The 19,087-nt window shown below is 67.3% G+C and carries 21 protein-coding genes and 1 pseudogene; 16 read left to right on the top strand and 6 right to left on the bottom strand.

What is annotated here, in order from left to right:
• Positions 1-26: 26 nt before the first annotated feature.
• The 5 genes from IEY60_RS20860 to IEY60_RS20880 are packed head-to-tail and all read left to right on the top strand — an operon-like array spanning position 27 to position 4,749.
• The gene (locus IEY60_RS20860; RefSeq protein ID WP_189030798.1) at positions 27-1,244 is read left to right on the top strand and encodes a lipid-transfer protein; all 1,218 of its coding nucleotides are present in this window, start codon (positions 27-29) and stop codon (positions 1,242-1,244) included.
• Between the two features lie 21 nt (positions 1,245-1,265).
• Positions 1,266-1,700, top strand: coding sequence for a type II toxin-antitoxin system Rv0910 family toxin (locus tag IEY60_RS20865; RefSeq protein WP_189030800.1), 435 nt, complete (start codon positions 1,266-1,268; stop codon positions 1,698-1,700).
• A gap of 9 nt (positions 1,701-1,709) precedes the next feature.
• Positions 1,710-2,585, top strand: a complete 876-nt coding sequence (locus IEY60_RS20870; protein WP_189030802.1) for a MaoC/PaaZ C-terminal domain-containing protein — start codon at positions 1,710-1,712, stop codon at positions 2,583-2,585.
• A 25-nt stretch (positions 2,586-2,610) separates the two neighbouring features.
• The gene (locus IEY60_RS20875; protein ID WP_189030804.1) at positions 2,611-3,492 is read left to right on the top strand and encodes an SDR family oxidoreductase; all 882 of its coding nucleotides are present in this window, start codon (positions 2,611-2,613) and stop codon (positions 3,490-3,492) included.
• 24 nt (positions 3,493-3,516) lie between these two features.
• Positions 3,517-4,749, top strand: coding sequence for an acyl-CoA dehydrogenase family protein (locus tag IEY60_RS20880; RefSeq protein ID WP_189030806.1), 1,233 nt, complete (start codon positions 3,517-3,519; stop codon positions 4,747-4,749).
• Between the two features lie 51 nt (positions 4,750-4,800).
• Here IEY60_RS20880 and ephH read toward each other — a convergent pair whose 3' ends face one another.
• Positions 4,801-5,655, bottom strand: a complete 855-nt coding sequence (gene ephH / locus IEY60_RS20885) for an epoxide hydrolase EphH (protein WP_189030808.1) — start codon at positions 5,653-5,655, stop codon at positions 4,801-4,803.
• Positions 5,656-5,726: 71 nt separating this feature from the next.
• Here ephH and IEY60_RS20890 point away from each other — a divergent pair, with 71 nt between their 5' ends.
• A complete protein-coding gene (locus tag IEY60_RS20890) occupies positions 5,727-6,506 on the top strand; it encodes an exodeoxyribonuclease III (protein WP_189030810.1) in 780 nt (259 codons plus the stop codon).
• A 294-nt stretch (positions 6,507-6,800) separates the two neighbouring features.
• On the opposite strand, the gene cutA is transcribed toward IEY60_RS20890, so the two are convergent.
• Both cutA and IEY60_RS20900 read right to left on the bottom strand, forming a co-directional pair.
• Positions 6,801-7,127, bottom strand: coding sequence for a divalent-cation tolerance protein CutA (gene cutA / locus IEY60_RS20895; RefSeq protein WP_189030812.1), 327 nt, complete (start codon positions 7,125-7,127; stop codon positions 6,801-6,803).
• A complete protein-coding gene (locus IEY60_RS20900) occupies positions 7,109-7,450 on the bottom strand; it encodes a hypothetical protein (protein ID WP_189030814.1) in 342 nt (113 codons plus the stop codon). Before IEY60_RS20900 ends, cutA begins: the two co-directional genes overlap by 19 nt.
• Before the next feature lie 921 nt (positions 7,451-8,371).
• Between IEY60_RS20900 and IEY60_RS36740 the strand changes: the two are divergent.
• The 5 genes and pseudogenes from IEY60_RS36740 to IEY60_RS20920 all read left to right on the top strand — a co-directional run.
• A pseudogene (locus IEY60_RS36740) lies at positions 8,372-8,498 on the top strand (helix-turn-helix domain-containing protein); the annotation flags it as partial.
• Positions 8,493-9,530: an RNA-guided endonuclease InsQ/TnpB family protein gene (locus IEY60_RS20905; protein ID WP_505828135.1), complete on the top strand. Its 1,038-nt coding sequence runs from the start codon at positions 8,493-8,495 to the stop codon at positions 9,528-9,530. The pseudogene IEY60_RS36740 and the gene IEY60_RS20905, both read left to right, overlap by 6 nt.
• Before the next feature lie 105 nt (positions 9,531-9,635).
• Positions 9,636-10,130, top strand: a complete 495-nt coding sequence (locus IEY60_RS20910) for a guanyl-specific ribonuclease (protein WP_189030816.1) — start codon at positions 9,636-9,638, stop codon at positions 10,128-10,130.
• Positions 10,130-10,600 (top strand): barstar family protein, encoded by a 471-nt coding sequence (locus IEY60_RS20915; RefSeq protein WP_189030818.1) that lies wholly within the window; start codon positions 10,130-10,132, stop codon positions 10,598-10,600. The genes IEY60_RS20910 and IEY60_RS20915 overlap by 1 nt, the downstream gene beginning before the upstream one ends.
• Positions 10,601-10,707: 107 nt before the next feature.
• Positions 10,708-10,950, top strand: coding sequence for a hypothetical protein (locus IEY60_RS20920; RefSeq protein ID WP_189030820.1), 243 nt, complete (start codon positions 10,708-10,710; stop codon positions 10,948-10,950).
• Positions 10,951-10,993: 43 nt separating this feature from the next.
• On the opposite strand, the gene IEY60_RS20925 is transcribed toward IEY60_RS20920, so the two are convergent.
• Positions 10,994-11,632 carry a TetR/AcrR family transcriptional regulator gene (locus IEY60_RS20925; RefSeq protein WP_189030822.1) on the bottom strand — a complete coding sequence of 213 codons (639 nt, stop codon included), beginning with the start codon at positions 11,630-11,632 and terminating at the stop codon, positions 10,994-10,996.
• Positions 11,633-11,735: 103 nt separating this feature from the next.
• Between IEY60_RS20925 and IEY60_RS20930 the strand changes: the two genes are divergently transcribed.
• Genes IEY60_RS20930 through yhjD form a run of 3 tightly spaced genes read left to right on the top strand, consistent with a single transcriptional unit; the run spans position 11,736 to position 14,799 of the window.
• Positions 11,736-12,680 carry an oxygenase MpaB family protein gene (locus IEY60_RS20930; protein WP_189030824.1) on the top strand — a complete coding sequence of 315 codons (945 nt, stop codon included), beginning with the start codon at positions 11,736-11,738 and terminating at the stop codon, positions 12,678-12,680.
• Between the two features lie 22 nt (positions 12,681-12,702).
• Positions 12,703-13,734 carry a tryptophan--tRNA ligase gene (gene trpS, locus IEY60_RS20935; protein WP_189030826.1) on the top strand — a complete coding sequence of 344 codons (1,032 nt, stop codon included), beginning with the start codon at positions 12,703-12,705 and terminating at the stop codon, positions 13,732-13,734.
• Between the two features lie 42 nt (positions 13,735-13,776).
• Complete coding sequence (gene yhjD / locus IEY60_RS20940) at positions 13,777-14,799, top strand: inner membrane protein YhjD (RefSeq protein WP_189030828.1); 1,023 nt, start codon at positions 13,777-13,779, stop codon at positions 14,797-14,799.
• A 1-nt stretch (position 14,800) separates the two neighbouring features.
• On the opposite strand, the gene IEY60_RS20945 is transcribed toward yhjD, so the two are convergent.
• Complete coding sequence (locus tag IEY60_RS20945; RefSeq protein ID WP_189030831.1) at positions 14,801-16,108, bottom strand: D-alanyl-D-alanine carboxypeptidase family protein; 1,308 nt, start codon at positions 16,106-16,108, stop codon at positions 14,801-14,803.
• Between the two features lie 119 nt (positions 16,109-16,227).
• On the opposite strand from IEY60_RS20945, the gene IEY60_RS20950 reads away from it, so the two are divergent.
• Positions 16,228-17,739, top strand: coding sequence for an MFS transporter (locus IEY60_RS20950; protein WP_189030833.1), 1,512 nt, complete (start codon positions 16,228-16,230; stop codon positions 17,737-17,739).
• Positions 17,729-18,313 (top strand): TetR family transcriptional regulator, encoded by a 585-nt coding sequence (locus tag IEY60_RS20955; RefSeq protein WP_229739997.1) that lies wholly within the window; start codon positions 17,729-17,731, stop codon positions 18,311-18,313. Before IEY60_RS20950 ends, IEY60_RS20955 begins: the two co-directional genes overlap by 11 nt.
• Here the strand turns inward: IEY60_RS20955 and IEY60_RS20960 are convergent, their stop codons facing one another.
• The gene (locus IEY60_RS20960) at positions 18,314-18,997 is read right to left on the bottom strand and encodes a nuclear transport factor 2 family protein (RefSeq protein ID WP_229739998.1); all 684 of its coding nucleotides are present in this window, start codon (positions 18,995-18,997) and stop codon (positions 18,314-18,316) included. It abuts the gene before it with no gap.
• Positions 18,998-19,087 lie beyond the last annotated feature (90 nt).

Here is a 19,087-nt window from a genome sequence, read left to right on the forward strand (position 1 = left end):
TGGCCAGGCACGAGGATGGGAGTTCGATGGCTAACAAGGTCTACGTGGTCGGCGTCGGGATGACGAAGTTCGAGAAGCCGGGCCGCAAGCAGGTCGAGGAGGCCGACGGGACCACCCGGGCCTGGGACTATCCGGATATGGCCCGCGAGGCGGGGACCAAGGCGCTGGCCGATGCGGGCATCGACTACCGGGAGGTCGAGCAGGCCTATGTCGGCTACGTCTACGGCGAGTCGACCTCGGGGCAGCGTGCGGTCTACGAGCTGGGTATGACCGGCATTCCGGTGGTCAATGTCAACAACAACTGCTCCACGGGGTCCACGGCGCTCTATCTCGCGGCACAGACGATCCGGGGCGGGCTGGCCGAGTGCACGCTGGCGCTCGGCTTCGAGAAGATGCAGCCGGGCTCGCTCGGTTCCACCTGGGACGACCGCGAGCAGCCGATGGGCAAGCACGTGATGGCGCTCGCGGAGATCTCCGAGGTGCTGTTCCCGGTGGCGCCGTGGATGTTCGGCGCGGCGGGCCGTGAGCACATGAAGCAGTACGGCACCACCGCCGAGCACTTCGCCAAGATCGGCTACAAGAACCACAAGCACTCGGTGAACAACCCGTATTCGCAGTTCCAGGACGAGTATTCGCTCGACGACATCCTGGGCTCGCGGATGATCTACGACCCGCTCACCAAGCTGCAGTGCTCGCCGACCTCCGACGGCTCGGGCGCGGCGATCCTCGCCAGCGAGGCGTTCGTCGACCGGCACGACCTGTCGGCCCAGGCGGTCGAGATCGTCGGGCAGGCGATGACCACCGACTTCGCCTCGACCTTCGATGGCACGGCCAAGAACCTCATCGGCTACGACATGAATGTCATCGCCGCGCAGAAGGTCTACGAGCAGGCGGGGCTCGGCGCCGAGGACTTCCAGGTGATCGAGCTGCACGACTGCTTCTCCGCCAACGAACTGCTGCTCTACGAGGCGCTCGGTCTCTGCGGCGAGGGCGAGGCAGGGAAGCTGATCGACGCGGGCCAGACCACCTACGGCGGCAAGTGGGTGGTCAACCCGTCGGGTGGCCTGATCTCCAAGGGGCATCCGCTCGGCGCGACCGGTCTGGCCCAGTGCTCCGAGCTCACCTGGCAGCTGCGCGGAACCGCGGGCAAACGCCAGGTCGACGACGTCACCGCTGCCCTGCAGCACAACATCGGCCTCGGCGGCGCCGCCGTGGTCACCGCTTACCAGCGCGCGGTGCGCTGACCCGCACTGAGGAGTACCGCAATGGGACATATCGAAGCCACCAAGACCGTCACCGCCACTCCCGAAGCGCTGTGGGCCGTCGTCTCGGACCCGCAGACCTGGGGCAAGTGGTTCACGATCCACGAGAAGTTCATGGAGGAGCCGCCCGCCGTGCTGGTCGAGGGCGCCGGGCTCGTCGCCAAGATCGTCATGCTCGGCATGGCGAACAAGATGGAATGGACGGTCAAGGCCGTCGAGGTGCCGAACCGGCTGACCCTCGCCGGGGCCGGAATGGCCGGTGTGCGTACCGAATTCACCTTCGACATCAAGCCCGAGGGTTCCGGCAGCGTCATCCTGGTTTCCGGCGACTTCGAGGGCGCGCTGATCAAGGGCGCGCTGGGCAAGGCGGTGGAGAAGGACGGCCGCACCCAGCTGGACAAGTCCCTCGACCAGCTCGACGCGCTGGCCTCGGCGTAGGGCGCCGGGATGACAGCGCAGGCATCGGGACGCGTCGTCGAGTTCGACGACGCGGGCCTGGAAAAATGGAGCGACGCCGAGCAATTCGCGGTCACCGCGGAGCGGATCGCCGAATACGCCGCGGCGACCAATGATCCGATCGAGGCGCACCGCACCGGCGAGGTCGCGCCGCCGGTATTCGCCATCGTCCCGGTGTTCGAAGCCATGATGATGCCCGTCATCGACGTGGCGCCGATGGACATCTTCGGCCGGGTCGTCCACGGCGAGCAGGACTTCCACTTCCACCGGCCGATCCGGCCCGGCGAGGAACTGGTCTCGCGGGCCAAGGCGGTCGGCTACACCAGCAAGTCCACCGGAACGACCATCACCATCCTGGTCGAATGCCGCGACGCCGCAGGCGAAGTGGTGAACGAGCAGTACCTGACCGCCTTCTTCCGCAATATCGACGCGGGCAAGTCGGTGGGAGAGCAGGCGCCGTCGCACCGGTTCGACGAGAGTCTGCGCGCGAGTGCGCCGTCGGCGGTCGTCGACCATCACGTCGACGACGACCAGACCTTCCGGTACTCGCCCGCCTCGGGCGACCCGGTGCCGCTGCACCTCGACGAGCAGGTCGCCAAGGACGCCGGACTGCCCGGCATCATCGCGCACGGCCTGTGCACGATGGCGATGGCCTCCTGGGGCGTGCTCACCGCGGCCGCCGGGTCGGATGTGCACCGGTTGCGGCGCTTCGCGGTGCGCTTCGCCAAGCTCGTGTTCCCCGGTGACGATCTACAGACCCGGATCTGGCCGGTCACCAGCGCCGACGGCGTCACCACCTACGCGTTCGAGACGGTGCGCGGCGAGGATGTCGTGCTCAGCGACGGCCTCGCCGTGATCGCCGACTGAACCCCCTCACAAACAGGAGTCACCCATGAGTTCCCTGGCAGGCAAGGTCGCCGTGATCACCGGCGCGGGCCGCGGTATCGGCCGCGAGCACGCGCTGCTGTTGGCGCGGGAAGGCGCGAAGGTCGTCGTCAACGACCTCGGCGGCAGTAATGCGGGCGAAGGCGCCGACGTCGGCCCGGCACAGCAGGTCGCCGACGAGATCCGGGCCGCGGGCGGCGACGCGGTCGCCAACACCGACAACATCGCGACCTGGGACGGCGCGCAGAACCTGATCGCCCAGGCGGTGTCGGAGTTCGGCGGACTCGACATCGTGGTGAACAACGCGGGCATCCTGCGCGATGTCTTCGTCGCCTCGATGGACGAAGCCCAGTGGGACGCGGTGATCGCCGTGCACCTCAAGGGCCATGCGGCCGTGCTGCACCACGCGGCCGCCTACTGGAAGGCTCAGAGCAAGGCGGGCAATCAGCCCAACGCGGCCGTCATCAACACCGCGTCGGCGTCGGGCGTCACCCTGCCCAACGCGGGCCAGGCCAACTACGGCGCGGCCAAGGCGGGGATCGCCGCGCTCACCCAGGTCGCGGCCGAGGAACTGGGCCGCTATGGCGTGCGAGTCAACGCGATCGCACCGATCGCCCGTACCCGGCTCACCCTGGCCACCCCGGGCATGGGCGAGATGTTCGCCGCCGAGGCCGCCGCGGCCGAGGAATCCGGCGGCTTCGACGCCTTCAGTCCGGCCAATATCTCGCCGCTGGTCGCCTACCTGGCCTCGGACAAGTGCCCCATCACCGGCAAGGTGTTCGCGGTGCAGGGCGGGGCCATCTCGGAGCTGGCCGGCTGGCACGACGTGAAGACCATCGAGACCGAAGGGCCGTGGGCGATCGACGACATCGCCGTGCGGCTGCCCTGAGCGGCGAGCGTGGAGGAGACGACGATGATCGAATGGTCCGAAACCGATCTGATGATCCGCGATGCCGTGCGGACCTTCATCGACAAGGAGGTGCGCCCGCACCTGGACGCCCTCGACAGCGGTGAGATGCTGCCGTACCCGATCCTGCGGAAACTGTTCAGCCAGTTCGGGATCGATGCGATGGGTGAGGACGCCGTCGCCAAGATGCTCGCCAAGGAAGCGGCGGGGCCGGGGGAGAAGTCCGGTGGGGGCGGTGGGTCGCCGTTCGCCGGGCAGCAGTCGATGATGGCGGTGCTGATCAGCGAACTGTCCGGTGTCTGTATGGGATTGGTGTCCGCGCTCGGGGTGAGCATCGGACTCGGCGCCACCACCATCATGTCGCGGGGCACCCTGGCCCAGAAGGAACGCTGGCTCGCCGACATCGTCACGCTGCGCAAGGTGGCGTCCTGGGCGATCACCGAACCCGACTCGGGCTCGGATGCGTTCGGCGGCATGAAGACGCGCGTCGAACGCGACGGCGACGACTACATCCTCAACGGGCAGAAGACCTTCATCACCAACGGCCCGTGTGCCGACGTGATGATCGTCTACGCCAAGCTTGACGAGGGCGACGGCGCCGACAAACGCCACCGCAAGGTGCTGACCTTCGTGCTGGACAAGGGTATGGAGGGCCTCACCCAGGGCCGGCCGTTCAAGAAGATGGGCCTGCACTCCTCACCGACCGGCGAGCTGTTCTTCGACAATGTCCGGCTCGGCCGCGACCGGCTGCTCGGCGAGACCGAGGAGCACCGCGGCGGCGACGGACGCGAAAGCGCCAGAGCAAGTTTCACCGCCGAGCGGGTTGGCGTCGGCTTCATGGCGCTGGGCATCATCGAGGAATGTCACCGGCTCTGCGTCGACTACGCGCGCAATCGCACGCTGTGGGGTCAGGAGATCGGGCGTTTCCAGCTGATCCAGCTCAAGCTGGCCAAGATGGAGATCGCCAGGATCAATGTGCAGAACATGGTGTTCAACGTGCTCGAGCGGGGCAAGGCGGGCAAGCCGCCGAGCCTGGCCGAAGCGTCGGCGATGAAGCTGTACTGCTCCGAGGCGGCCACCGAGGTGGCGATGGAGGCGGTGCAGCTGTTCGGCGGCAACGGCTACATGAGCGAGTACCGGGTGGAGCAGCTCGCCCGCGACGCGAAGTCGCTGATGATCTACGCGGGCAGCAACGAGATCCAGGTGACCCACATCGCCAAGGGTCTGCTCGGCAAGTAGGCATCCGGGCCCGGCCGCGAATGATGTTCGCGCGGCCGGGTTCTCGTGTGTTCAGATCGCGCGCAGGTGCCCGCGGCTGGCGTAGATGTGCTCGGCGATGAGCGTCGCGATGCGGTCCGGCGCCTCCAGCATCGGCACGTGGCCCACGCCGTGCACCAGGATGCGGTCGGCGGAGTCGGGGAGTTCGCGCAGGTAGCGGGTGGCGTAGACGCGGTTGGGGATGATCCGGTCGTACTCGGCGAGCAGCATGCGCACGGGGGTGGTGAGCTCGCCGAGGTCGTCCATCCCCGGGGCGCGGAGGCTGCCGAGGATCAGCGGGATCATCGCGTCGCAGCGCAGCACGGCCGTGATGATGGTCGCCAGGTCGCGGCGCGAGACGGCGCCGGTGTTCTTGCTCAGCAGGAGCGCGGCCACGTGCTGGATGAGCGCATTGTTGATCGCCACCCCGCCGAGCAGCCTGCCGATCTCGACGAACGGGATCATCGCGGCGAACTTCAGGCCGACCCTGACCTGGCTGATCGAGGGCGAGGCCCAGCCGCCGGCCGCGGCCACCGTGGTCAGGGTGCGGGCGCGGCCGCGGCGCGCCAGCTCGAGACCCACCCAGCCGCCCAGCGAATTGCCCGCGATATGGCAGGTGCGCCAGCCCAGCGCGTCGAGCTGGTCCTCGATCTGATCGGCGAGCGCGTAGACGTCCAGAAACCAGCCCTCGACCTTGGGTCCACCCCAGTGCCCGGCGAAGGCCGGGGCATAGACCTCGCAATTCGACGACATTCGCCGCGCGACCTGCTCCCAACAGTGCGGCGACAACATGAACCCGTGCAGCAGCAGGACCGGGTCACCGGACCCGAGGTGCAATGCCTTGACAGGCGCGGCGGGGACAGTGGACTTGGCGGTGCGTGACGTCATCGTCATTCACCCCTTCCTGGACGACAGTGTCCGGGGGGAGCATTCCTGACTAGCCATTGTACGGTCGTTCGGTGCCGATAATCCTCTCCACTGTGAACGTCAACGGCGTGCGCGCCGCCGCCACCAAGGGCATGTTGCCGTGGCTGGACGCGACCGAAGCCGACATCGTGTGCCTGCAGGAGACCAGGGCGACCGACGCGCAGGTCGCCACCGCGCTGGCGCCCGCACTCGACGCGGGGTGGGTGCTCTCGCACGCCGAACCGGAGTCGAAGGGGCGGGCAGGGGTCGGGATTCTGTCGCGGCGCGCGCCCGACGCGGTGCGGATCGGGTTCGGGAGCAGCGAGTTCGCCGAATCGGGGCGCTATCTCGAGGCCGACTTCGGCGAGGTCACCGTCGCGAGCGTGTACGTGCATTCGGGCGAGGAGAACACCCCGAAGCAGGACGAGAAGTACCGGTTCATGGCCGAGCTCGGCGCCTACCTGAAGACGCGCACCGGGGAGTTCGTGGTGAGCGGGGACTGGAATATCGCCCCCGCCGAAGTCGACCTCAAGAACTGGAAGGGCAACCAGAAGTCGGCCGGCTTCCTGCCCGAGGAACGCGCCTGGATCGCCGAACTGCTGGCCGCGGGCTACGTCGACGTGGTGCGTGCCCTGCACCCCGACGTCGCGGGCCCCTACAGCTGGTGGTCCTACCGCGGCCGCGCCTTCGACAACGACTCCGGATGGCGGATCGACTATCAGCTCGCCTTGGGCGAGCTGACCACCCGCGCCAAGCAGGCTGTAGTCGAACGCGCCGCCGCCTACGACCAGCGGTGGTCCGACCACGCTCCCGTTACCGTGCAGTACCGGTGAATCTTAAACTTCTCGCGCAGAATGCATTTCGTACACAGATGTGTACATCGTCAGGGAGTGCTGATTCGGTAGTCCCGAAAAGCATTTTTTCCCATCTCGCGTAGACGGGGAGTAGTGCCGCAACGGCCGTATATCGGCGGAAGCGGCACGAAAGCCTCGGCCAGCGCGTCCAGATGGTTTAGGTACAATCGTTCGGCGATCTCGAGGCCGTGGCAGCCCGCCACCAGGACGTACTGGGTGACCGGGTTCTTCCAAGCGTGTGCACGCAGCTTGCCCGGCTCCGGCTTGCTCAGATCAACCAATGGTCTGCTCGACCACCCACGCTGCATACCCCGGGTGTGCGCCGGTAAGCGGGACAGCCAAGACCTGGGGAGTGTCGTACGGGTGTTCGTCGTCCGCTCTGCGGATGATCGCGTCGACCAGCGATGCACGAGTGTGGATCAGCACCAACGCTTCGGCGTCGTCCTGGACTTCACCGTTCCACGAGTAGATCGACCGCACCGCCGGAACGATGTTCCCGCACGCGGCTAGCCGGTCTGCCACCAAGCGGCGAGTGAACTCGGCTAGCCACTCTGCGGTTTCAGCGGTAATCGTGACGGTGACTAGAGACTCTTCGGCCATGCGGTCAAGTTTCCATCAGTAGCCCTGAGCAGGTCTACCAAAGGCACAGCGAGCCGCTTGTGCCGGACGATCGCACCCCAACCACGGATCACGAGACCGGCAGCGGATTGGCCGACCCATGAACCGGCCAGCGCGAGCCCTTGCGGATGCAGCGCAAAGTACAACGATCCTTTGGACCTGACCGCACCTTCGGTCGCGACGTACCAGCCCATCAGAGATTCGTTGTCCCACAACCGAAGTTCGCCACGCCATGTGTACGAACCTTCGTCTACTGGGCGGGCGCGTGCCCCGTCCAATTCGAGGAACGAGCCGTCTTGCACCATGCCGAGTTCGTGTACGTCGACACGTTCGCCAGTATCGCCCCATGTCTGCCATGCGGCCCACCAGTCGCCGGACAGATCGAGCGTGTGGGACGCGCGCCCAGCTAGTTCGTTGACGGAGACACCGAGGACATCGGCAAGCTTGGTGCCGGTGATGACGTCGACATGTCGAGCTGTTTCCGGCGACGCCGGATCACATCGCCTGTCGCGTTCATGCTTCCAGCGTATTTCAGACGCATATGTCTAGCGTAGACGGTTTCGCCTCACGCCGATCAAAATCTTGACAGCACCCCGGCGTTGGGGAGAGGGGCCGCAACGCCGGGTGTGCAGCCATCGGCCGAGCATCAGGAGGGGAAAGTGACACTGCCTAAACGGATACCGGGTACCAAGCGGCTATATCAGGTGGAGGTTGCCCCACCGACGATCATTCGTCGACTATTGGAAGCGCTCGACAAGGGGGAACCGAAGCGGGGCGCCAAGTGAGTGAACCGGTACAGCAACGGCTGAATGCGTTTGCAGAGCGGGCTGCACTTCGGTCGTTGTCGGTCCGGCGGGCCCCCGAACCGCCGTATGGATGGGAGCTGAGTTCGCCATACCGGGTTGTGTGTCGCGGTTCTCTCGGCAACTTGGATGCGTGGTTGACCGCTGCGGAGGCAAGCGACGTTCAAACCGTCGCACTGTCGGCTATCGGCTTCAGTGCGGACTACTGATGTCCGCTGATTCTGCTCGCGCTCGCCGTGTCTACTGTTGCGCCCTAGGCCCGTGTAGCAGCGGGACCGGACCTACCGGCTACGGCAATGTGGGCTGCAGCCCGCGCGACTGCGATTCGGTGCCGGGGAGTCACCGAACGCCGCGGTAGCACCCGGGGTCGTTGTTGCTGCAGGAGGTGCGGATTCCGATCGCCGCGAGTCATAGCGTGATGATATGGTCGGGTTTGTGCAGCTCCGGTACAACTTCCGCGTCTATCCGACGCCCGGCCAACAGATTTCGTTGGCTCGCGTTCGGATGCGCGCGGGTGGTGTACAACGATGGGCTACGCGCTCGGCTGCAAGCCCACACTGCCGGGTTGCCCTACATCAGGGGCGCGGCGTTGCAAACCCGGGTGATCACTACCGCGAAGAAGACTCCGGAACGTGCATGGTTGGGGGAAGTATCGTCGGTAGTGCTGGTGCAGGCGTTGGCTGATCTGCACACTGCGTACCGAAACTTCTTCGCCTCGGTCACGGGCAAACGCAAGGGTGGCAAGGTTGCGCCACCACGGTTTCGGTCCCGCAAAGACAATCGTCAGTCGATCCGATTGACCCGCAACGGGTTCAGCCTGCGCCCGAACCGCCGACTCTATGTAGCCAAGGTCGGGGAGTTGAAACTCTCGTGGTCACGGGAACTGCCATCGGTTCCGTCGTCGGTCACGATCACCAAGGACCCGGCGGGTCGATATTTTGCGTCGTTCGTCGTGTCGGTAGACGATTCGCCGTTGCCTCCGGTCGAGTCCGAGGTGGGGATCGACCTGGGTTTGGCGACGTTCGCGGTGCTGTCCGACGGGAGAACGATCGCCTCACCAAGGTACCTGCGTCAGGTAGAACGCCGGTTGCGGCGAGCGCAGAAAGCGTTGTCCCGCAAGCACAAGGGCTCCAGCGATAGAGCGAAATCCCGCGTGAAGGTGGCGAGGATTCATGCGAAATTGGCTGATACCAGGCGTGATTGGGCGCACAAGTATGCCATGGCGATCATCCGTGATAACCAAGCGGTATTCGTCGAAGACTTGTGCATTGCCGCGTTGGCTCGTACTCGGTTGGCGAAGTCGGTCCATGATGCTGGGTGGGGCATGTTCACCCGCATGTTGGCAGAGAAAGCCAGTCGGTACGGGCGTTCGTTCGCCAGGGTCGACCGCTGGTTCCCGTCAACTCGGTTGTGCTCGGCGTGTGGGTTGATCGGTGACAAGAAGCCGCTGTATGTTCGGGAATGGTCTTGCGCGTGCGGCGCAACCCACGACCGTGATCTCAACGCGGCAATCAATATCCTCGCGGCCGGGCAGGCCGAGAGGTTAAACGCCTGCGGAGGGACGGTAAGTCCAGCCGCTTAGCGGAAGGCACGTCCCTGTGAAACAGGAACCCACTGAGAGCGCCCGAAGGGTGCTGGTAGGAATCCCGGTCATTCATGGCCGGGAGGATGTCAAGGTGCAGTACCGGTGAATCTCTCGCGCAAAACGCTCGGACTGCTCGGCGGACTGCTGCTCATCGTTCTCGCGGTGGGGTTCACCCTGTTCACCGGACGCGGCGGCAACGACGCCACGACGGCGACCACCACTCGCGCGGTCGCCGGGATCACCACCACCAAGGCCGCGCCGAAACCGGGCCCGCCCATCGGGAATGCCAGCGCAGCGCCGGGCAACACGGCTGCGGGCGTGCCCGATCGCGCCTACGCGACCCTCCTCGAGATCGATGGGGGCCGCTGGCCGGATTCGGCGAACGCGCCGGGTACCAAGGGCGGTGAGCAGTGGATGAACCGGGGAACCAAACTGCCGCCGAAGGATTCGGCGGGCAAGCCGGTGACCTATCAGGAGTGGGACGTCAATCCCAAGCAGCGCAATCGGGGGCGTGATGCCGAACGCATCGTCACCGGCAGCGACGGGACGGCCTGGTACACCGGCGACCACTACGAGACCTTCACGAGGATGCGCTGATGCGAATGACGTTGTCGCAGTTTCTTGCTCATCCCACCACCGAGGCGCCCGCCGTGTCGCAGCCGGTGTTCGGCGCGCTGGCCGTCGATGCCGCCGCGTTCAGCGGCGTCCGCTATGACTCGCCCGCCGACTACCGGGTCCGCGAACTCCGCGGCCCCAAGATGCGTACCACCGCCGCACTCTTCGACGAATTCGCCGCGGCCTTCCAGTTCCCGTACTACTTCGGCGCGAACAAGGACGCCTTCGACGAATGCCTGCGTGACCTGGACGATTTCGTCGGCGACGCGCCCGGTTACGTCGCGGTGGTGCGCAATTCGGCCGACGTGCTGGCCGAGGAGCCCGCCGAACGCGCCTGGTTCGCCAGCGCCATGCGCGACTGCGCCGCCTACTGGTCCCGCCGCGACGTCGCCTTCCGCGTCGTCCTGCAGGGCGAGCCGGACACCTTCGGCGCCGTAGCCCTCACGGAATGATCCGGGGTTTCCGCTGCCACCGGAATTGGCGGCTGCCGAAGACTGATCAGTCCGTTTAACGTCGTCGCCGGTGCGGCCGTTCCGAGGTCGCCCGTGAGGAGAGAACGTTGAAGCGAGTACTGGCGAGCGCGAGCATCTTCACCGCGATCATGGTGGCGAGTACCGGAATGGCGGTGGCCGACGCCGATTCGGCACCGGGCGACCAGGCCGGCATCGCGCAGATCGCCGAGCCGTCCGCGGGGTCCAGCGATCTGCTCGGCAATCTGCTGAACGCGCTGTCGACCGGCTCCGCCGCGGAATGCGATGGTGTCATGCTCGACGCGTGTGTGCCGCTCCCGGCCCAGCCCTAGCAGGTCCAGGTCGCGCTGGTCGGCCCGCGGTGCCGACTGTCCGTCAGCGGTAGCGGCCCGCGAGGTCGTCGCCGAGTAGCACGAACACCTCGGTGACCTGGTTGATCAGTTCCTCGCGGGTGAGATCCAGATCGCCGGCCAGCCAGGTCGTCAGGGTCTGGGTCAGCCCGCCGATGAGGTAGATCGCGCGGAAGTCGACCAGGTTCTGCGGGACCTCGACCCCGTAGAAGCCGGTGCCTTCCGCGGCGACCAGCCGGGCGAAGGCCCGCACCGTACGGGCGGTGCGCGCCCGCAACTCCGGGGTCGCCATGCCCGCGATCAGCGCGGCCTGCGCCTTGCGCGGATCGTCGGTGAGTACCGAGATGCCCGCGTCGATCGCGGCGTGCGACTGGGACCGGCTGTCGGGGGGCGCGGTGGTCAACGCCGCCACGATCGCGCCGGTCAGTTCCTCGGCGATGCGATCGAGCAGGGCCTCCAGCACGCTTTCGCGAGTCTCGAAATTCTCGTAGTAGTAGCGCTCGTTGAGCCCGGCGCGGGCGCACAGCCCGGCGACGGTGAGCTTGGCCTGCCCCTCTTCGGCGACGATGTCGAGCGCCGCGTCCAGCAGGGCGGTACGGCGCTGGGCCTGTCGCTGTTGCGCCGAGACGCCACCGTATGTCCGTTGTGCTGTCACAGCATCCATTCTGCGTGCTGCCGTTCGTCGATAGTTTTCTGGTAGGGACTCTTGCCAGATTACCAAATCTGGTGGATTCTATTGCCAGATGCACTCGACGAGGAGGCACAGCATGGCCGCACGGCAGGGCGAACCCGGATATTTCGCCGACGATTCGATGATCCGCAGGGTGATGAGCAAGCGGGCGGTTGGCCTGACCTACGGTGTACGGGCCCTGGTGATCGGCGCGGTCCATCCGCTGCTGTTCGTCGGCACCAGCGAGCACACCGCGCATCGCGCGACGCCCTACACCCGGCTGGCCGTCACCGGCGCCCTGTTCGAGGCGGTCTTCCTGGGCAGCAAGGCCGAAGCCGATCGCGCGCTGGCCTTCACCCGGCGCAAGCACGACAAGGTCGTCGGCGCGCTGCCCGAGGACGCGGGCGCACACCATCCGGCGGGCACCGCCTACGCGGCCCACGATCCGCACCTGATGTTCATGACCATGGCCTTCACCTTCGACTCGGCCGAGGCGATGTACGACCGGCTGGTGCGCGAGCTCACCGCCACCGAACGCGAGGACCTCTACCAGGACTACGTCCGCTGGGGCGAGCTGTTCGGCATGCCGCGCGACGCGGCGCCCGCCGACTACCCGGCCTTCCGCCGGTACTTCGACGGCTACCTGAACTCCGCGGAGCTGTTCCTCACCGACGAGGCCCACCTGGTCGGTTCCTACCTGGCCGGCCACCGCAAGGCCTACCGGCTGCGCCCGCCCGCCGAGCAGGTCGGCACGGCGCTGTATCTGCTGGTCCAAGGCAGTCTCCCGGACCGGATCCGGCGGATGTACGGCATCGAGTGGGGGATCGCCGATCAGCTCGCCTACAGCACACTGTGCCGCAGCCTGCGCACCGCGCACGTCGCCCCGCCGCTGGCGCCCCGGGTACTGGCCGGTGCGCTCGCCGGGCCGAGCACGCCGTCGTACCAGCTGCTCGCCCGGCGCGAACAGCGAATGGTCAAGGCGGGCAAGCCGAGTATGCCCGGGGTCGATCCGCGCAACTGGGTGCAGCGAAATTCCGCTTGAGGGCCATGGAAAGATCAGGGGCATGTCCAGTCCTGCCCCGGCCGCGACGGCCGAACGCAAGCAGCGGGTGCTGTCGGGCATCCAGCCCACCAGCGACTCCTTCCACCTCGGTAACTACCTGGGTGCGCTGCAGTACTGGGTGACCATGCAGGACGACTTCGACGCGCTGTACTTCATCCCCGATATGCACGCGATCACCGTCAGCCAGGACCCCAAGGCGCTGCGGGCCCGCACCAAGGGCGCCGTCGCGCAGCTGCTCGCGCTCGGCGTCGACCCGGCCAAGTCCACCCTGTTCGTGCAGAGCCAGGTGCCCGAGCACGCCGAGCTGACCTGGGTCCTGAGCTGCATCACCGGTTTCGGTGAGGCCAGCCGGATGACCCAGTTCAAGGACAAGTCGGTCAAGCAAGGCGCGGAGAACGCGACCGTCGGCCTGTTCACCTACCCGGTGCTGATGGCCGCCGACATCCTGCTCTACCGCCCGCACCAGGTGCCGGTCGGCGAGGACCAGCGCCAGCATCTGGAGCTGACCCGAAACCTGGCCCAGCGCTTCAACACCCGCTTCAAGAAGACCTTCGTCGTGCCGGAGCCGCACATCGTCAAGGGCACCGCGAAGATCTTCGACCTGCAGGATCCGACCGCGAAGATGAGCAAGTCGGCCTCCACCGACGCCGGCCTGATCAACCTGCTCGACGACCCGAAGATCACCGCGAAGCGGGTCAAGTCGGCGGTCACCGACACCGAGCGTGAGATCCGCTACGACCCCGAGAACAAGGCGGGCGTGAGCAACCTGCTCGTCATCCTGAGCTCGCTCACCGAAACTCCGATCGTGACACTGGAGGAGAATTTCGCGGGCAAGGGCTACGGTGATCTCAAGGCCGACGTGGCCGACGCGCTGGTCGAATTCGTCACCCCCGTCCAGAAGAAGGTGCAGGAGTACCTGTCCGATCAGGCCGAACTGGATCGGATCCTCGCCGCGGGGGCCGAGCGGGCGCGTGAGATCGCAGGCAACACACTGGCTCAGGTGTACGACCGGGTGGGCTTCCTGGCTCGCTGACCCGGTGCGCGCCTGAGGTTTTCGGCTGAAGGGGCGCGTGCCATGCAGGTCGTCGACAATATCTCGGCCGCGGTCGAGAAGCAGATCGGGCGCAGGCCCTGGCTGGATCATCTGGTCAGGGCGGGCGGGCGATTCCAGCGTCAACGCGGTGACTACTTCGCCGCGGGCATCACCTATTTCACTGTGCTGTCACTGTTTCCGCTGCTGATGGTGGCCTTCTCGGTGGCGGGTTTCATCCTGGCCGGTCAGCCCGATCTGCTGACCCAGCTCCAGGAGAGCGTCAAGGAGAACATTCCCGGTTCCTTCGGCACCCAGATCAACGACCTCATCGACCAGGCGATCCGCTCGCGCGGCACCGTCGGTCTGCTCGGTCTGGTCGTCGGTCTGTACACCGGGCTCGGCTGGATCGCGAACCTGCGGGCGGCGCTCACCGAGCAGTGGGAGGTGCAGAGCCCCGAAAGTCCTTGGTGGCGAAGCAAACTGTCCGATGTCGGCGCGCTGATCGGCCTCGGTCTTGCCTCCGTCGTCTCGCTCGGGCTGTCCGCGCTCGCGCAGAGTGATCTCGGCGCGCAACTGCTCGCGGCGATCGGGGCGGATCATCTGCCGGGGGCGACGGTGGTGCTGTCGGTGGTGTCGATCGGGCTCGGCCTGCTCGCCTCGTGGGCGGTGTTCGCCTGGATGATCGCGCGATTGCCGCGTGAGCCGGTCTCGCTGCGCAGTGCCGCGCGGGCGGCGGCGCTGGCGGCGATCGCGTTCGAGGTGTTCAAGGTCATCGCCGCGTTCTACCTGCAGATAGTGTTGCGCAGCCCGGCGGGCGCGACCTTCGGCTCGATCATCGGCCTGATGGTGTTCAGCTACATCACCTACCGGATCCTGCTCTTCGCCACCGCGTGGGCGGCGACCTCGGCCGACAACGAGCGCAGCGCCGACATCGCGCCGCCGAACGCGGTGGTCATCCGGCCGCGCGTGGTCGAGCGCACCATGTCGACCGGCACGGGCGCGGCCTACTTCGGTGCGGGCGCGATCGCCGCGCTGGCACTGATGGTGTTCGGCAGGCGTCGCTGACTCAGCGCCTGCGCCGGGACGCTCGCCGCAACCAGAGCAGCACCACCATGACGAACAGCGGCGCGCCGATCAGCGTGGCCACGCGCGCGGCTTGATGCGGCTGCCGGTCGGGTTGGGCTTGCGAGCCGTCGGCGCGCGGCGGGGGTGAGGCCAGCGGCACGCTGGGTTGCACTGCCTCGCTGCCCGCTTCGGGCAGCTTGCCGATCCGGTCGTCGGCGTCGAGCGCGAAGCCGTAGTCGAGCAGGCGGGCGGCCTGTTCCCACGGCCGGATCGGGCGCACGTCGGCCTTGAGCAAGGTGACGACCAGCCGGTGGCCGTCGCGTTCGGCCGCGGCGACGAAGGTCTGGCGTGCGTCGTCGGTGAACCCGGTCTTGCCGCCGATCGCGCCCTCGTAGTTGTAGAGCAGCTGGTTGTCGTTGGCGATCGGGAAGCCGGGGTGGTCCTTGTCGTCGGGGATCGCCGGGTTGGCCGGGTAGCCGGGGAAGTCGACCTGCTCGGTGTGGATGAGCTCGGCGAACAGCGGGATGTTCATCGCCTCGCGGAACAGCACCGACAGGTCGTAGGCCGAGGTGCTCATGCCGGGGCCGTCGAGACCGGACGGGGTCGCCGCGCGAGTGTCCAACGCGCGCAACGACTTCGCCACATCGTTCATCTTGGCCACGGCGGCCTTGTCGCCGCCGAGCTGGGTGGCGATGGCATGGGCGGCGTCGTTGCCCGAGCACATGATCAGCGCTTGCATGAGCTGGCGGTTGGTGTAGCGGCCGCCGGGCCCGATGCCGACCCTGGTGCCGTCGACGTCGGCGTCGGCCTGCGTGCCGATGACGACCGTGTCCAGGTCCAGGGTGCGCAGCGCGACGATGGCGAGCGCGACCTTGATGGTGCTGGCGGGCCGGTAGCGGCCGTGCGGGTCCTTGGCGGCGAGCACCCGGCCGGTGTCGAGGTCCGACACCATCCACGAGGTGGCCGAGATGTCGGCGGGCAGCGGGGGCGCGCCCTTGGGCAGGACGACGCCGCACCCGCTCAGCCGATCGCCGCCGATGGCGGGCGACGGCACCGGCAGTGCGCTCGGCGTCGGTTCGCCCGGGGCGGGCACCTCGGAGGTGTCGACCGGGGGCGGCGGCTGCGTCCGCTGCGGGCAGCTGTCGGTGTTCGGGGTGGTGAACGGGGGTGTGGTCGTCGTGCTCGAGCCGTTGCTCGGCGGTGCATCGGTCGTCGGCACGGCGGTGGCGGGAGCGCTGGCCATGACCGCGGCGATCGCGGCGGCGCCGAGGGTACAGGCGGCGCGCACGCCGAGTTCACGGATCTTCATCGCTTCAGAGAGTAGCGAGCCCTCGCGGCGACGGCGCGTCGGCCGGGGACGGATCTTGACATAGACTCTCAAATGAGAGTTACTAGCAAAAGATAGTAACTGTCATTTTTGGAGGAGATATGCGGACGGAAGCCACCCGCCGCTGGCTCGCGCTCGGCGCGCTCGCCCTGGCGATGCTCACGATCGGGCTCGACGTCACGGTGCTCACTGTCGCGCTGCCGACCCTCGCGGTCGACCTGCACGCGAATACCGCTGCGCTGCAATGGTTCAGCAGCGCCTACACGCTCGCGCTGGCCGCGCTGATGCTGCCAGCCGGCGCGCTCGGCGACCGGTACGGGCGCAAGAAGGTCCTGCTCGCGGCGCTCGTGCTGTTCGGCGCGGCCTCGGTGGCCTGCGCGCTCGCCGCATCGGCCGGCCAGCTGATCGTGGCGCGGGTGGTGCTCGGCATCGCCGCCGCCGCGCTGGTGCCGCTGTCGATGTCGGTGCTGCCGGTGCTGTTCGCCGACCCCGTCGAGCGGCAGCGCGCGCTGACGATCTGGGTCACCTCGACCGCCATCGGCCTGCCGCTCGGCCCGATCCTCGGCGGCTGGCTGCTGCAGCACTTCTGGTGGGGTTCGGTGTTCCTGATCAATGTGCCGCTGGTCGTCATCGGCGCGCTGGCCGTCGCCACCCTGGTGCCGGAATCACAGAGCGACACCATTTTTCGCGTCGATCTCCTCGGCGCACTGCTCTCCGCGGCAGGCATGCTCGGGCTGACCTACGGTTTCATCCGGATCGGTGAACGCGGCTGGGACGACCTGGTCGGCTGGCTCGTCGTCGCGGCCGGGGCGGCGACGCTCGCCGTGTTCCTGTGGTGGCAGCGCCGCACCGAGTATCCGCTGATCGACCTCGCGCTGTTCGCCGCGCCCGGCTTCCGGTGGGGCACCGCGATCTCGATCCTGGTCAGCTTCGCGATGTTCGGCATGTTCTTCACCGTCCCGCAGTACTTCCAGGCGGTGCTCGGCGTCGACGCGCTCGGCAGCGGGCTGCGGCTGCTGCCGTTGATCGGCGGACTCGTCATCGGCAGCAGACTGGTCGACCTGTTGCTGCCCCGGCTCGGCGTGCGGGTGGTGATCACCGCCGGACTGCTCGTGCTCGCCGGTGGCCTCGGACTCGGCGCGTTCACCACGGTCGAAAGCGGTTACGGGCTGACAGCGCTGTGGACGACGGTGCTCGGCGCAGGGATGGGCCTGGTCATGCCCGCCGCGGTCGGCCTGGCGATGGGCGAGCTGACCGCCGAACGTTCCGGCTCGGGTTCGGCACTGCTGCAAGCGCTTCGGCAGGCAGGCGGCACCATCGGCGTGGCTGTCCTCGGCACCGTGCTGTCCACCCGGTACCGGGCCGACCTCGGCGCGCTCGACCGTGCGCCGATCTCCGACGGTGTCAACGCGGGCGTCGCGGTCGCGCGCGAGACCGGTGATCCGGCGATGCTGGGGCAGGTGCAGCAGGCCTTCGTCGCGGGCATGGACACGATGCTCGGGCTGTGCGCGGCGCTGTGTCTGGTCGCCGGACTCGTGACCGCGCTGGCGCTGCGGCGACCGACGGCACCGGTTACCGACTCGGATGCGGCAGAATCGATACATGCCGGTTGAGATGTCGCTGCGCGAGCGGAAGAAGGAGCGGACCCGCCGAACGATCAGGGTCGAGGCGTTCCGGCTGTTCCGGGAACAGGGCTACACCGAGACGACGGTGGAGCAGATCGCGGCGGCGGCCGAGGTGTCCCCGAGTACCTTCTTCCGCTACTTTCCGACCAAGGAACAGCTGGTCATCGCCGACGACCAGGACCCGGTGATGATCGAGGAGCTGGCCACGCTCCCGCGCGGCCTGAATCCGATCACCGCCATCCGCACCGCGACCGCGGCGGTGTTCGGGCGGATGTCGCCCGCCGACCTCGCCTTCGAGCAGGAACGACAGGCGCTGCTGTTCCACGTGCCGGAACTACGCTCGGCGATCGGTTTGGAATTTCTGCGCAGTATCGAACTCGCCGCCCAGCTGCTGGCCGACTACACGGGTCGGTCCGCGGACGATTTCGATGTGCGGGTAGCCGCGGGCGCGATGATCGGCTCCATGCTCGCCATCGCGCCCGCCACTCCGATGAATGCCACCAACGTCAGCGACGCCCTGACATTCCTGCAGGCAGGCCTGCCGTTCGACGATCAGGCCTGATCACTCCGACTTGCCGTGCTGCACCGGGCAGCCGTGGGCCAGCGGGCCGAGCAGCTTGTTGTTGTCGTAGAAGTGCTCCAGCTCGAGGATGCGCAGGTCCTCGCTGACGCGGGCGATGGTCACACCGAACATCTCGATCTGCTCGCCGGTGGGCTGGTGGCCCTTGTACTCGCCCTCGTACTTGCCCCAGTGCCGCCAGCGGAAGCTCACGGTCGGCGGGCCGGACAGCACCTCGATGACCTCCCAGAAGAAGCCACCGGGGAACGCGGTGTGGAAGACCGTGTGCGAGGACTCGAAGGTCTCGTTCGCGGCCTCGTAGAACGGGTTGTCGCCGATCAGGATGTTGTAGCTGCCGATCCGCGCGAATTCCTCGGCGTCCTGCCACTCGCCGCCGTTGACCCGGCCGCGGTACTGCTCGGCGACGACCGAGAGCCAGGTGGCCGGATCTCCCTTGTGCGAGACCTCCATCTCGAAGACCTTCACCAGGTCCTCGACGATCGCCTCGAGTGAGCCGGGAGCGTGCTCGGTGCTGCGCTCGCGGGGGATCACCTCGTGGCTCAGTGCGTAGTCGGGGACATTGCCGCGCCATTCCTCCGGCGCGGCGGCGGCGATCACCGCTTCGCGGCCTTGCAGCCACAAGGGCGCTTCCGGCTCGGGGTTCTGTTCGGCTTGCGTATCTGTCACATCCACAGTCATTTTCGGTCTACCCGACCCTTTCAAAAAGCTCGAAGAACCGGTCGAAAATAACAGCCGATCAGCCCGTCGCGCCTGTCA

Source organism: Nocardia rhizosphaerihabitans (assembly GCF_014646295.1).
In the GTDB taxonomy this organism is placed as follows: Bacteria; Actinomycetota; Actinomycetes; order Mycobacteriales; family Mycobacteriaceae; genus Nocardia; species Nocardia rhizosphaerihabitans.

Coding starts and splice junctions, on each gene's coding strand:
- cutA (WP_189030812.1), bottom strand. CDS start 7,127: ATGGCCGAAGAGTCTCTAGTCACCGTCACGATTACCGCTGAAACCGCA.
- IEY60_RS20915 (WP_189030818.1), top strand. CDS start 10,130: ATGCGAATGACGTTGTCGCAGTTTCTTGCTCATCCCACCACCGAGGCG.
- IEY60_RS20930 (WP_189030824.1), top strand. CDS start 11,736: ATGGCCGCACGGCAGGGCGAACCCGGATATTTCGCCGACGATTCGATG.
- IEY60_RS20955 (WP_229739997.1), top strand. CDS start 17,729: ATGCCGGTTGAGATGTCGCTGCGCGAGCGGAAGAAGGAGCGGACCCGC.
- IEY60_RS20925 (WP_189030822.1), bottom strand. CDS start 11,632: ATGGATGCTGTGACAGCACAACGGACATACGGTGGCGTCTCGGCGCAA.
- IEY60_RS20875 (WP_189030804.1), top strand. CDS start 2,611: ATGAGTTCCCTGGCAGGCAAGGTCGCCGTGATCACCGGCGCGGGCCGC.
- IEY60_RS20865 (WP_189030800.1), top strand. CDS start 1,266: ATGGGACATATCGAAGCCACCAAGACCGTCACCGCCACTCCCGAAGCG.
- trpS (WP_189030826.1), top strand. CDS start 12,703: ATGTCCAGTCCTGCCCCGGCCGCGACGGCCGAACGCAAGCAGCGGGTG.
- yhjD (WP_189030828.1), top strand. CDS start 13,777: ATGCAGGTCGTCGACAATATCTCGGCCGCGGTCGAGAAGCAGATCGGG.
- IEY60_RS20870 (WP_189030802.1), top strand. CDS start 1,710: ATGACAGCGCAGGCATCGGGACGCGTCGTCGAGTTCGACGACGCGGGC.
- IEY60_RS20880 (WP_189030806.1), top strand. CDS start 3,517: ATGATCGAATGGTCCGAAACCGATCTGATGATCCGCGATGCCGTGCGG.
- IEY60_RS20900 (WP_189030814.1), bottom strand. CDS start 7,450: ATGGTGCAAGACGGCTCGTTCCTCGAATTGGACGGGGCACGCGCCCGC.
- ephH (WP_189030808.1), bottom strand. CDS start 5,655: ATGACGTCACGCACCGCCAAGTCCACTGTCCCCGCCGCGCCTGTCAAG.
- IEY60_RS20950 (WP_189030833.1), top strand. CDS start 16,228: ATGCGGACGGAAGCCACCCGCCGCTGGCTCGCGCTCGGCGCGCTCGCC.
- IEY60_RS20945 (WP_189030831.1), bottom strand. CDS start 16,108: ATGAAGATCCGTGAACTCGGCGTGCGCGCCGCCTGTACCCTCGGCGCC.
- IEY60_RS20860 (WP_189030798.1), top strand. CDS start 27: ATGGCTAACAAGGTCTACGTGGTCGGCGTCGGGATGACGAAGTTCGAG.